Source organism: Mitsuaria sp. MSU3D (assembly GCF_056867975.1).
The window spans coordinates 2,269,996-2,283,175 of sequence record NZ_CP200314.1 but is presented as its reverse complement, the minus strand read 5'-3'; the positions used below and the strand labels follow the sequence as shown (position 1 = coordinate 2,283,175).

Sequence of the window (13,180 nt, the reverse complement as noted above, 5' to 3'; positions counted from 1 at the left end):
GCCGACGACGACGCCCAACGATGACGACGCTCGAACTGCGCGGACTGGAGATCCGCTACGCCGGGCCGGATGGCGCCGCGGTCCAGGCGCTTGCGCCGGTGGACCTGCGCGTCGCCGGCAGCGAGTTCGTCGTGCTGCTCGGCGCGTCGGGCTGCGGCAAGACCAGCCTGCTCCATGCCGTGGCCGGCTTCCTGCCGCCGAGCGACGGCGAGATCCTGCTCGACGGCCAGCCGGTGGCAGGTCCGGGCGCCGATCGTGGCGTCGTGTTCCAGCGCCATGCCTTGCTGCCGTGGCTGAACGTGCGCGACAACGTGGCCTTGCCGCTGCGCATCCGCGGTGTCGGCCAGGCCGAGCGACATGAGGCCGCCGAGCGATGCCTCTCCCGGCTCGGGCTCGCCGGGCAGGGCGCGCGCCGCATCTGGGAACTTTCGGGCGGCATGCAGCAGCGCGTGGGCATCGCGCGGGCGCTGGCCAGCAATCCGGCCTTGCTGCTGATGGACGAGCCGCTCGGTGCGCTCGACGCCTTCACGCGCGAGCAGGTGCAGGAGCAACTGCTGCGGGTCTGGCAGCGGACCGACAAGCTGGTGCTCTTCATCACGCACTCGGTCGAGGAGGCGCTGTTCATGGCCACGCGGCTCGTGTTGATGAGCCCCGGCCCGGGCCGCATCGTGCGCGAGTTCGACGCACTGCCGTTCTCGCGCCGCTTCCTCGCGCACGGCGATGCGCGCGCCGAGAAGTCCAGCCGCGAGTTCATCGAGCTGCGCGAGGAGGTGCTCGCGCAGTTGCACGGGCGTCACGTCGCGCCGCTGTCCGCGCCTCCGGATCCCGGTGAGGCCTCTCTCCCGGGCGTCCGCCCGGACCCGCGCGTGGAGCTGCGGCATGCCGCCGCCTGAGCGCGCGGCGGCGACGCCGGTGAAGACCGCGCCGGCCGCGCGGGTCAGTCGCTTCATCGGATTGGAGGAGGGGTCCACCCGATGGATCAGTGTCGGCACAATCGCCGCGCTCCTGCTGCTGTGGTGGCTCGTGACCGCGGCGGGTTGGGTCAAGCCCTTGTTCCTGCCGTCGCCGCAGGCGGTGGGTCGACAGTTCGCCGAATACCTCACCGGCCAGGCCAACGACCTGCCGCTGTGGCGGCACCTGGCCGCCAGCCTGGCGCGCGTGATGGGTGCCTTCGTGCTGGCGTGCGCGACGGCGATCCCGATCGGTCTGGCGATGGGCATGTCGCGTTGGGCGCGCGGGCTGCTCGATCCGCCGCTGGAGTTCTACCGCCCGCTGCCGCCGCTGGCCTATCTGCCGCTGATCATCATCTGGTTCGGCATCGACGAGATTCCGAAGGTGCTGCTGATCTACCTGTCGTGCTTCGCGCCGCTCGCATTGGCCGCGCGCTCCGGCATGCGCAGCGCTGCGCCGGAGCAACTGCAGGCTGCGCTGTCGATGGGCGCGAGCCGCTGGCAGCTGCTGCGCCACGTCGCGCTGCCGGCGGCGTTGCCCGAGATCCTTGTGGGCATGCGCATCGCGGTCGGTTTCGGCTGGACCACGCTGGTCGCGGCCGAGATGGTGGCCGCGTCTTCCGGGCTCGGCCAGATGGTGCTCAACGCCTCCAACTTCCTGCGCACCGACATCGTCGTGATGGGCATCCTGGTCATCGGCGGCGTGGCCTGGGCCTTCGATCTGCTGATGCGCCGTGTCGAGCGTCACCTGGTGCCCTGGCGCGGACGGGCCTGAGCCCCTTTTCGCCAAGGCCCGCGTGCACGGGTCTCAGTGGGGCCGGAATGGGGCTTGAGGGTCCAGGAGGGAGCCCTCATGCCCCGTGGAGAGCCCGCGCCTGGCCTTCCGAAGTCGGTCGGCGCTGACGCGGGCATGGCGCTCATTTGATCGAGTAGCTGTCCCCGTACACCTTCCAGTTCAGCGGTGTCTTCAGGTTCAGGTTCCCCGCCTTGAGCCACACGCGCTGCGCGGTCTCCACGCGGCTGACGTCGCTGTGCGCCTCTTCGGTCTTCATCGCGGCCACGCGGGCATCGAGGAAGGCGTTGAGGTAAGTGACCTCATTGCCGCCCTGCGCCGGCGTCTTCGCCTTGGCCATTGCCGCCTTGCGGATGCCGCCGAAGCTCACGCCGCTGTTGCCCGGGCCGTGCATCACGATCGCGTCGTAGTAGATGAACTGGCCGAGCGCCTTCAGCCCGTCGTTCTTTGCCTGCTGCACCGAGGGGTTGAAGTAGGACCGGTCGCGCTCGTGGTCCTGCGCCTGCTGGAAGACGGTGTCGCTCGCCGCCGTCTTCCAGTCGCTCTGGAAGTTGGGATCGAGGCCGGCATGCGAGTCGCTGCCGTTGACCGATCGCAGCGCGTTCAGGTACTTCGCCAGCACGTTGCCCGGCTTGACCGAGTTGTAGTACTGGACCAGCTCCAGCATGTCGCCGGTGCCCGAGCAGAAGCCGATGATGCCCGCCGTGTAGCCGCGGCCGTCGCGGATGTCCTGGATGTAGCGGTACTGCGCCTTCCAGTCGAGTGACGAGTTCTCTGCGCTGGAGACGATCTGCATGGCGATGTCCTTGACCTTCGGGTCGGACAGGCCGGCTGAAGGTGCCGGAGCGGGCGCAGGGGCCGGTGCCGGGGCGGGAGCAGGTGCCGGAGCGGGAGCGGGAGCGGGAGCCGGCGATGGTGCGGGCGCCGGAGCGCCTACCGCTTTCAGCTTCCAGCGCTGGTTCGCGCCACCGGTGCAGTCCCATTGCTGGATCGCACCGCCGGCAGCCGTCGAATGGTCCTTCACGTCGACGCACTTGCCGCTGTGGCGCGCCTTCAGCGTGTAGCCGTCGGCGGAAGGCGCGACCAGGAAGCGCTGGTTGTCGGTCGGCGCCGTCGCCCATTGCTGGATCAGCGCGCCGTTGGCGGTGGAGACGTCCGTCACGTCCAGCGACTTGCCGCTGGCGACGTTGACCAGGCGATAGCTGCCGCCGGTGTCGGCGCGCAGCTCGAAGCGCTGCGAGGTCTGCGTGCCACAGCGGTTCTGCTGCAGCTTCGTGCCGTTGGCGCCGACGGTGCCGGCGATGTCCAGGCAGAGACCGGACTCGCCGGATTCGATGGTGTAGAGGCCGGCCGCGACGGTGACCGCGCCGGCGGCGAGGGCACGTGCGTCGGGCGCGTTCTCGCTGGCGGCGTCGGAGGCGGCCGGCGCCGCCGCATCGGTGGACTGCGCGAAGACGCTCTTGCCGGCGTCGTCACCGCCTCCGCCGCCGCAGGCGGTCAGGCAGGCGCTGGCGACCGCGAGCAGCGCGGGCGTGGCCAGGAAACTCGAAGCACGCGGTGGCCGCGGAGCGGCGGGAAAGTGATGGTTCATGACGGAGGCTCCTTATTTCCACTCGGAAGATTGCAGCAGCGGATCCGCTGTGAGGCCGAACGTCGATCCGACCTTCTGGCCGACGGTGCCAGGTGTTGCCAACGGCGCGGCGCCGCAGTTGCCGCCCCCTGTCTTGATGATGGCCCACAGCATTGCGCCGTCCCGCGCGTTGCGGTTGGGCGCGCTGCCGTTCAGCACCGCGTTGGTATAGCGCTGCACCGAGTACGGCTGGTTGAGGGTGGCGCCGTACTGGCTCTTCAGGTTGCGCGAACCGGTGCACTGCGCGTCGCCGTCGTTGACCACCAGCAGACCGCCGGCCCAGCCCTCGGGCGCCGGCTCCAGGCCGATGGACACGATGGTCTTGGCCGGGAACAGCGAGCGGTAGTCGTTGTACGCGGTCACGCCGTCGTAGTTCTCGAAGCGCGCGTCGTAGCTCATCACGTTGACCATGTCGAGCATGTTGGCCACGGCCGGGAACTTGCGCACCACCGCGCGCTCGCGGCCCGCGTTGCCGCCCCAGAACGAGACCTTGCCCGCGCAGGACGCGTCGGCCGAGGTCGCCGCGGTGCAGTCCGCGCCCGTCGACCAGCCGGCCAGCGTCAGCACGCGGCCGTTGCCGGCGATGTCCACCGCGCGGCGCAGCGCCTTGATGACGTTGGCGTAGCGGTCCACGTCGCCGTCGGTCTCGTAGTCCACGTCCAGGCCGTCGAAGCCGAGCTCCGTCTGGATCTTCGCCAGCGCGTTGATCGTCGGTCCGTTGCCGGCCGCGCCTTCCGCGGCGAGCGTGCCCCAGTTGTTGTAGGTCGCGCCGCCGACGGCCAGGATGACCTTCTGGTTGCGCTGGTGCAGCACGTCGATCGCGGCCTTGATGTCACGCGGCGTCGCGTTGAAGTTGATGCCGGTGCCCGAGAAGGTGTTGGCCGACAAGCCGGCCCATGAGAAGGCCGGATCCGCGAAGGACACCATCACATGCGTGTAGGTGGCCGGCGTGCGCGCGAACTTGCTGGCCTTGTAGACGTCGTTGGCGGACTTGCCGGTGGCGTCGAACCAGTTGTCGCTCCAGGTCGGGTAGTAGCCGACGTAGACGCGGCGCGTCTGCGTCGCCTTCAGCGCTTCGGGCAGCGTCAGGGCGCCGCCGGGCGAGGGTGCCGGCGCGGGGCTCGGCGATGGCGCGGGCGAGGGCGACGGGGCCGGAGAAGGCGAGGGTGCCGGGGACGGCGACGGCGCGGGCGTCGGTGCGGGCGCAGGCGCCGGCGAGCCGCTGCAGCTCGCCGAGGTCGGCGTCCACAGCGACGGTGTCGCGGCCGGGTTCCAACCGGTGCCGACCCACGCGGTGTGCGTCACCAGCGCCTTGTAGGTCTTGCCCTGGTAGCTGACCACCTGGCCGGCGGTGAAGGTCTTGCCTTCGGCCCAGGCCACGCAGGTGCCGGGGTTCGGCGCGGGAGCGGGCGAAGGACTCGGGGCAGGGCTCGGGCCCGGAGCAGGAGTGGGCGACGGCGCGGGCGCCGGCGGCTGCGGCGCCGGAGAAGGCGCGGGCGAGCCGCTCTTCGCCGCGGCGAAGGCCTGCCAGTATTCGAAGTCGCGCGTGTTGGCGCGGCTGTACTCGCCGAGAGCGCCGTTGCCGACGCGGTCGCGCTGCGCGGCCCAGTAGGACAGCAGGCCCACGCCCTTCTGTTTGGCGAAGTTGGCCACCGTCACGGCGTCCGCCGGGGTGAAGACCTCGGACGCCACGTCGTTCTGGCCGATCATCGGCGTGATGCCGATCATGGCCCACAGCTGCGCGTCGGTCTTGCCGGGATACAGCGGCTTGAGCTGCGCCACCGTCTGCGTCGCGGCGGAGACCGCCAGGTCGCCCATGCGCTTGCCGTTGCTGTAGTAGCCGCCGTAGTCCATCGTCATCAGGTTGACGATGCTGATCTTCACGCCGGCGTTGACGGCGCTGCGCAGCAGCTCGACCGCCTCGCGCTGCAGGCCGCCGGTGTCGTTGGCGTTGACGTAGGGAACGACCGGCAGCGTGAACGAGGTGTACAGGTCCGGATAGATGGACTGCAGCTGCTGGATCGCGGCGTTGCGCACGTTGTTCAGGCGCGTGTCGCCGAGCTGGCCGCCTTCGATGTCCCAGTCGATCGAGCGCGTGCCGTTCGCGTCGATCAGGCGGCGCAGCTGCGCGACCAGGTCGTTCACCGAGCAGGCCGATTCCAGGTAGGTGCCGTTGGCGCCGCCCAGTGACAGGATGACCCGGCCGCCGGACTTGATGTAGGCCTTGATGTCGGCTTGGAAGCTGGGGTTGCTGATCGTCGTTTCCAGACCGCCGCCGACCGTGCAGCCGCCGCCGGACACGCCGAAGGCCAGCGTCACGGCGTCGATGCCGGCCTTGGACTTCGCCTCGCTCAGCGTCTTGATGCCGTACGCGCCGCTGCCGAAGCCCCAGGTGAAGAAGTTGGGCGCGACGATCGTGGCCGCCTGGGCCTGCGATCCCGCGGCCAGCAGCGCGGCGGCCAACGCCACCGCCTTGATTTGTCCAGTACGCATGTGCAATCACTCCTGCTGTCTCGCACCGGTGGGCGTGCGGGCTTGTTGTTCGCGATAAAACCACCATGAAACCAGTGGCGGAATGTAGGAACAGCAGGAAAGTCACGCTGTGACAAGCAGTATGCGGATGCGGTGTCGGAGTGTGTCGAATACTGCAAAACATCACGTCGCCGTCGGCACTCCCTATTTTCCTGTGGCTGGAATATGGGACGACGGCACCCGAGCGGTGCATTCACGCCGACGAGCGGCGAAAGTCCTTGATGTGTAAGGGAGTGAAGGCGATCCGACGAACGGCGAAGCAAGCTGGAAACCGTGTGGCGAATCCTCCTACCTCTTTCGGGCGAAGAATTGACAGGTTTGAAAACATTTGTGCGGACCGGTCCCTTCATTGCGGGGAAGAAGGGGTATTTTCGACCGCTGATCGGAAACAGCCGGACACGGTCGAAGTATTGGATTGGTATTTCTTCTTCCTAGACTCGCGCCACTTTCAGAAAGGAGATTCGTCATGGCATGGAATCAAGGACGGGCGTGGCCCCTGCACGCGCTGCTGGCGGCGGGCTGGATCGCCGCGTTGACGCTGTCGGCGGAGGACGCCGACGCGGCCACGCTGCGCGCGGCGGCCAACAACAACTTCGTCAGCGCGACGGCGACCGGCTCCTCGTACCTCACGGCGACCGCCGGCGCGGCCAACAGCTGGGAGCAGTTCGACGTCGTCAACAACGGCAACGGCACGGTGTCGTTCCGGGCGCGCATCAGCGGCAACTTCGTCTCCGCCGACATCGGCCTGGCCGCGCCCAACACCGGCCGCTTGATCGCCAACCGGCGCACCGCCGATGCGTGGGAGCAGTTCGTCGTCGTGCCGCAGGCCAACGGCACGGTGGCGCTGCGCTCGGTGGCCAGCGGGCTGTACGTCAGCGCCGATCTGAACCTCGGCGGTGTGCTGGTGGCCAACCGCAACGCGGTGCAGGCCTGGGAGCAGTTCGTCATCGCGGACCAGCCGACGACGCCTCCGACGCCGCCCACCACCGGAACGCCGCCGGACTTCGGGTCCAGCGTGCACATCGTCAGCCCGACCACGCCCAACCTGCAGGGCGTGATCGACGGCATCTACAACGCGCAGCAGCCGAATCATTTCGGCCCGCGCCGCGACGCCATCCTGCTGACGCCGGGCACCTACAACAACCTGCGCATCCCGGTGGGCTTCTACACGCAGGTGCTGGGCCTGGGCAGCCATCCGGACCTGGTCCACGTCAACGGCGACCTGCGCTCCAATGCCTTCCTGGGCGGCGACAACGCGACGCAGAACTTCTGGCGCGGCGCCGAGAACTTCTCGGTCACGCCCAGCCTGGGCATCGGCAACAACACGATGCAGTGGGCGGTGTCGCAGGCGATCCCGTTCCGGCGCATGCACGTGCGCGGCAACATCAAGCTCAACCAGAACAGCGGCTGGTCCAGCGGCGGCTGGTTCTCCGACGTGCTGGTGGACGGGCAGGTGAACTCCGCCAGCCAACAGCAATGGATCTCGCGCAACAGCCAGTGGGGCAGTTGGACGGGCTCCAACTGGAACATGGTCTTCGTCGGCGTGCCCAACGCGCCGGCGGGCAGCTTCCCGACCGCGGGCCAGCGCTATACCAAGATCGCGCAGACGCCGGTGATCCGCGAGAAGCCCTTCCTGTTCATCGACACCGACGGCAGCTACGCGGTGCGCGTGCCCGCGCTGCGCCAGAACAGCAGCGGCATCTCCTGGAATAACGGCGGCGCGACGCCGGGACGCACGATCCCGATCGGGCAGTTCCACATCGCCAAGCCGGGCGACACGGCGGCCGCGATCAACACGCAGCTGGCGGCCGGCAAGCACCTGCTGTTCACACCTGGCACCTACGTGCTGACGCAGCCGCTGCGCGTGAACAATCCGGACACGGTGGTGCTGGGCATCGGCTTCCCGACGCTGCGCTCGGACAACGGCCAGCCGCTGATGCAGACGGCGGACGTGGACGGGTTGACGATCTCGGGCCTGTTCTTCGACGCGGGCGCGGTGGAATCGGGCGTGCTGCTCGAGGTCGGCCCGAACGGCGCGGCCACCAACCACGCGGCCAATCCAACGGTGCTGCACGACCTGTTCTTCCGCGTCGGCGGCGCGGCGGCGGGCAGGGTCCGCATTGCGCTGAGCGTGAACGCGAACAACACCATCGTCGACCACACCTGGGTCTGGCGCGCCGACCACGGCGCCGGCGTGGGCTGGACGCAGAACCCGTCGGAGAACGGCCTCTGGGTCAACGGCAACGACGTGACCATGTACGGGCTGTTCGTCGAGCACTTCCAGAAGCACCAGGTGGTCTGGAACGGCAACGGCGGCCGCGTGTACTTCTATCAATCGGAGATCCCGTACGACCCGCAGAGCCAGGCCGGCTGGAACAGCCCGACTGGCCGCGGCTGGGCCTCGTACAAGGTGGCGGACAGCGTCACCAGCCACGAGGCCTGGGGACTGGGCGTCTACAGCGTGTTCACCAACGGCGGCATCCTGCTGGATCGCGCGATCGAGGCGCCGGTCAACGGCAACGTGCGCTTCCACAACATGATCTCGGTCTGCCTGGGCAACAACGGCGGCATCGTGCACGTGATCAACAACACCGGCGCGCAGACCGGCTGCAATGCCTCGTTCACGCCGACGGTGACGAACTTTCCCTGAGCGGAAGTCCACACGTCGTTCACGGGTGAGGACGCCGGGAGGCGGTCCGCCGTGAGCGAAGGCGCCGCGACGGCCTGAATGGCAACGCCCGCACGACGCGAGTCCTGCGGGCGTTGTCGTCGGCGGGCGGTGGCGGGATCAGGGCGCGTCGGTCGCGCCTTCCAGCGCGTCGACGAACTTCGTCATCAGGCGCACCAGGTCGTCGAGCTCTTCCTTGCTCCACTCGCCGAAGATCTGACGGCCCATGCGCTGGCGCGCATCGTCGATGCGATCGGTCATCGCCTGACCCTCGGCGGTGACGACGGCCTCGCGGACGCGGCTGTCCTGAGCGCTCTTCTGGCGGCTGACCAGGTTCAAGGACTCCAGCTTCGCCACTTGGCGGCTCACCGTCGTGTAGTCGCGTCCCACGCGATCAGACAGGTCCACCACGCCGATCGGTCCGAAACGCTCGATGCCCACGAGCAAGGGGAACAGCGCCCGGTCCAGCAGCACGCCCGCTTCCTCGATCAGGCGCTCGTCATTGCGCGGGCGGTTCATCACGCTCGCGATGCGGATCAGCGCGCCGTGCAAGGCCTTCAGTTGGGTCGACATATGTGCATCTTGCACATTTTTTCGAGCCGGCATACCATCCCTTCAGTTATGTGCAAACTACACTCAATTGGAGCGACATGAACGAATCCTTCCTCCCGGGCGCCTTGCCTGCTACCACCCAGGTCCTCATCGTCGGCGCCGGCGCGGCGGGCTTGACGCTCGCCCTCGACCTCGCCCGTCGGGGTGTCGATTTTCAACTGATCGAGCAAGCCGCCCGGCCATTCCACGGCTCGCGCGGCAAAGGCATCCAGCCACGCACGCAGGAGGTCCTGGAAGACCTCGGCGTGCTCGACCGGCTGGTGGCGACCGGCGCGCCGTATCCGCCGCAGCGCCACCATGCGGCGGACGGCAGTTTCACCGAAACGAGCTTCGAGACCTCGCCGTCGACCTCGTCCGAGCCGCATCAGATGCCGCTCATGGTGCCGCAGTTCCTGACCGAAGCGGTGATGCGCGAGCGGCTGGCGGAACTCGGCCACGCGCCGCGCTACGGCTGCGCGCTGGTGGACTTCGAGCAGGATGAAGAGGGTGTCACCGCACGCGTGGCGGTCGGGACCCACGAGGCCGACGAGGCCGACGGGACCGTGGGCGGGGCGGATCTCCGCCATGAGCGGATTCGTGCGCGCTACCTCGTCGGCGCCGATGGCGGCCGCAGTGACGTGCGCAAGCAGTTGGGCATCGATTTCCCCGGCAAGACGCTCGGTGTGCGCGCGGTGGTGGCGGACGTGACCCTGAGCGGACTGCCGCGCGACGCGTGGCATCAGTTCAACGACGGATCGATGGCGCGGCAGCTCGCGCTCTGTCCGCTGGCGGGGACGGCCTTGTTCCAGCTGCAGGCGCCGGTCCCGCTGGAGGGCGAGGTCGACCTCGGCGTCGACGGGCTCAACGCGATGGTGAAGGATCGTTCGGGCCGCGACGACATCCGCATCGAGGCCGTGTCCTGGGCCTCCGCGTACAACATGAACGCGCGCCTGGCCGATCGCTATCGCGTGGGGCGGGCGTTCCTCGTCGGCGACGCGGCGCACATCCATCCGCCGACGGGCGGTCAGGGCCTCAACACCAGCGTGCAGGATGCCTACAACCTCGGCTGGAAACTGGGCGCCGTGCTGCGCGGCGCGGCGCAGGCGCTGCTGGAAACGTATGAGGAGGAGCGCAGGCCCGTGGCCGAGGGCATGCTCAAGCTCTCGACCCGGCTGCTCGACGCGGCCAAGCGCGGCGACAACCGCCGCGGTCGCGAGGTGCATCAACTCGACATCGGATATCCGGAGTCCTCGCTCGCGCTGGAAGTGCCGGCCCGCGAGCGCGGCCCGCTGGCCGGCGAACGCGCGCCCGATGCGCGCCTGCGTGGCGCGGCGGGGCAGGGGACGCGGCTGTTCGAGCTGTTCCAGGGACCGCACTGGACGCTGCTGCCGTACCGCAGGTCGCGGACTTCATTGAACTCGTGCAGGGGCCTGCCCGCGCGAGCTGGTCTTCGTATCCACGCGATCGGCGAGGCGGGCGAAGGCGGCGACTACGTGGACGAGCACGGCGACTTCCGCGACGCCTATGCGTTGCAGCCCGGCGACTGCGCGCTGGTGCGTCCTGACGGCTACATCGCCGCGATCGTGTCGTCGTCGAACCTCGAGGCGCTCGAACGCTTCCTGAGCGCCTGCGGCCTGCCGCGGCCCTGAGGCAGGCGAAAAAAAGACCCGGGACTCAGCCCGGGTCTTGAAGTGCAGGAGCGTCAGGGCGCTCTCGAACGCGCGTTGACCGCACGTTGACCGCACGTTGACCGCGCCTCGATCGGCGCTGGTCAGAGCTTGTAGTCCAGCGACACGCCGTAGTTGCGCGGCGCGCCGTAGATCGCGCCGTAGGCCAGCCCGCCGATGTACTTCTTGTCGAACAGGTTGTTGACGTTGGCGCGCAGCGTGGCGGCCTTGGACAGCTCGTACGACGCGAAGGCGTTGGCCACGACGTAGGCGCCTTGCTTGGCGCTGCCGATCTTGCTGACTTCCGACTGCCAGCGGCCGCCCAGGCCGACGCGCAGCGCCGGCAGCATCGGCACGCGGGTGTCGACGCGGAAGTTCAAGGTGTGGCGCGGCACCCATTCGTAGATGTCGTTGCCGTCCGGGCCGGTCAGCATCAGGCGGGTGTAGCCCGCGGTCAGCTTCGTGTCCTTGCCGATGCGGCCGGTGGCCTCGACTTCCCAGCCCTTGGACTTGACGTCCTTCGGCACGTACCAGTACTGGCCGCCCGAGGTCATTCCGCCGTAGGTCGCCAGGCCTTCCTGCTTCGACGTGAAGACGGCGGCGGTGGTCAGCAGCGCCTTGTTCAGCCACTCGGCCTTCACGCCCACTTCGCCGTTCACGCCCTTCATCGGCGCGAGGTAGGTGCCGTTGATGTCGTACTGGTCCTGGTTCTGGAAGATGTTGGAGTACGACGCGTAGGCCAGCACGTCGGACGTGATGTCGTAGGTCACGCCGAAGTAGGGGCTGGTCTTCTTCGTGTCCGGATAGTCCGTGCCCGTGGCCGGATTGCCGTAGACCGTCGAGCCTGCACGTTCCAGCTTGACCGCGTTGACCCCGACGATGGCCTTGAGCGAATCGGTCACCGCGATGCGCGACGCCGCGTACAGGCGCGTCAGCGTCTGCTCGCCGCCTTCGCCGGCGGCGCGCGGACCCCATTGCGGCTGCGTGTAGGCGTCGCCGTCGTACGGGAAGGCCGGCAGCGGATCCAGCATGTGGTCCAGCACGGCGTAGGTGTCGGTCTTGGTCTCCTGGTGCGACCGGCTCAGGCCCACCAGCACCGTGTGCTCACGGCCGAACAGGTTGAACTTGCCGTTGACGTTGGCGTCCAGCACGTTGTTGTCCGAGCTGCTCAGGCTGCGGTACGGCCATCCGACCAGACCGGTGTTGTCCGGGTTCAGCACGCCGCTGTTGGAATAGGCGTACAGCAGGCGCGTCGCCTCGTTGCCATGGCGGTAGTTGTAGGTGACCTTGGCTTCCCAGTTCTTGCTCAACTGGTGGGTGTATTCGGCGAAGGCGTTGTAGGACTTGGTGTTCCAGTAGGTCCACTTCTGCGAGGTCGACGAGCCCACCGGGAAGTCGGCCTGCGTGCCGTCCGAGCGCAGCAGCGTCAGCGAGCCCCACATCGGCGAGTCCTGCTTCGCGTCCACCGCGGTGATGCCCACGGTCAGCACGCCGTTCGTGCCGATCTGGCCGTCCACGACGCCGTAGACCGAGGTGCGCTTGTCCTTGAGGTCGCGCAGGTAGGAGTCCTTGTCCTCGGTCGCGACGACGAAGCGTCCGGCCCACGAGCCGTCCTCGGTCAGCACCTTGTTGTAGTCGAGGGCCGCGCGCTTCTTGCCGTAGGAGCCGAAGGAGACGTTGAACTCGCCGCTGTCCTCGTTCTTCGGGCGCTTGCGGATGTAGTTGATCGTGCCCGACGAGTTGCCCACGCCGGTCAGCAGGCCGTTGGCGCCGCGGATCAGTTCGATGCGCTCGAACAGGAAGGTGTCCTCCCTGCCGACGACCGTGCCCCAGGAGTTGGTCATGCCCAGGCCGTCGACCTGGGTCAGCTGGATCTCGAAGCCGCGGGCGTTGAAGGTCGCGCGGTTGGTCTCGTACTGTTCGACGTTGATGCCGGTGGCCAGGGCCAGGGCCTCGTTGCTGCCGGTCAGGCCGAAGTTGGCCATGTCTTCCTGGTCGATCGAGCTGATCGTCTGCGGCGTGTCCTTCACGTCCATGGGCAGGCCGGTCGCACCCTTGGAGACGCGGTTCGCGCGCTTGCCGGTCACGACGATCTTGTCGAGCGTGGCGTCCTGGGCGTAAGCCAGATCGCCGATCGCGAGGGACGCCGCCAGGGCGCACGCGGTCATCAGGAATTGCTGCTTCATCGAGTAGTCCGGAAGAGGTGGGAGGTGACTTTCGGCCGGGACTCTAACGCAGGTGAGAGTGATTCGCATTAATGGAAATGACAAAAACGAGTCATGTCAGCTCACGCGTGGTAGCGATACCACGGTGAGGGAGGATGGGGAGCGAGGGGCTGGGGCGACAGGT

Annotated in this window: 8 protein-coding genes; 4 read left to right on the top strand and 4 right to left on the bottom strand. The window is 68.3% G+C overall.

What is annotated here, in order from left to right; translation table 11 throughout:
* Positions 1-20 precede the first annotated feature (20 nt).
* Together AC1VNM_RS09900 and AC1VNM_RS09895 are read left to right on the top strand one after the other, a co-directional pair.
* Positions 21-893 carry a taurine ABC transporter ATP-binding protein gene (locus AC1VNM_RS09900; protein WP_483106800.1) on the top strand — a complete coding sequence of 291 codons (873 nt, stop codon included), beginning with the start codon at positions 21-23 and terminating at the stop codon, positions 891-893.
* Positions 880-1,725, top strand: a complete 846-nt coding sequence (locus AC1VNM_RS09895; RefSeq protein ID WP_483106799.1) for an ABC transporter permease subunit — start codon at positions 880-882, stop codon at positions 1,723-1,725. Before AC1VNM_RS09900 ends, AC1VNM_RS09895 begins: the two co-directional genes overlap by 14 nt.
* Positions 1,726-1,867: 142 nt before the next feature.
* Here AC1VNM_RS09895 and AC1VNM_RS09890 read toward each other — a convergent pair whose 3' ends face one another.
* Together AC1VNM_RS09890 and AC1VNM_RS09885 are read right to left on the bottom strand one after the other, a co-directional pair.
* Positions 1,868-3,334, bottom strand: a complete 1,467-nt coding sequence (locus tag AC1VNM_RS09890) for a chitosanase (protein ID WP_483106798.1) — start codon at positions 3,332-3,334, stop codon at positions 1,868-1,870.
* Between the two features lie 12 nt (positions 3,335-3,346).
* Entirely contained in the window at positions 3,347-5,866 is a 2,520-nt protein-coding gene (locus AC1VNM_RS09885) for a glycosyl hydrolase family 18 protein (RefSeq protein ID WP_483106797.1), read from the bottom strand.
* 505 nt (positions 5,867-6,371) lie between these two features.
* Here AC1VNM_RS09885 and AC1VNM_RS09880 point away from each other — a divergent pair.
* Positions 6,372-8,555, top strand: coding sequence for a hypothetical protein (locus AC1VNM_RS09880; protein ID WP_483106796.1), 2,184 nt, complete (start codon positions 6,372-6,374; stop codon positions 8,553-8,555).
* Positions 8,556-8,693: 138 nt separating this feature from the next.
* Here the strand turns inward: AC1VNM_RS09880 and AC1VNM_RS09875 are convergent, their stop codons facing one another.
* Positions 8,694-9,146 carry a MarR family winged helix-turn-helix transcriptional regulator gene (locus AC1VNM_RS09875; protein WP_431104066.1) on the bottom strand — a complete coding sequence of 151 codons (453 nt, stop codon included), beginning with the start codon at positions 9,144-9,146 and terminating at the stop codon, positions 8,694-8,696.
* 77 nt (positions 9,147-9,223) lie between these two features.
* On the opposite strand from AC1VNM_RS09875, the gene AC1VNM_RS09870 reads away from it, so the two are divergent.
* Positions 9,224-10,813: an FAD-dependent oxidoreductase gene (locus AC1VNM_RS09870; RefSeq protein WP_483106795.1), complete on the top strand. Its 1,590-nt coding sequence runs from the start codon at positions 9,224-9,226 to the stop codon at positions 10,811-10,813.
* Between the two features lie 122 nt (positions 10,814-10,935).
* Here AC1VNM_RS09870 and AC1VNM_RS09865 read toward each other — a convergent pair whose 3' ends face one another.
* The gene (locus AC1VNM_RS09865) at positions 10,936-13,017 is read right to left on the bottom strand and encodes a TonB-dependent siderophore receptor (RefSeq protein WP_483106794.1); all 2,082 of its coding nucleotides are present in this window, start codon (positions 13,015-13,017) and stop codon (positions 10,936-10,938) included.
* Positions 13,018-13,180: the final 163 nt, after the last annotated feature.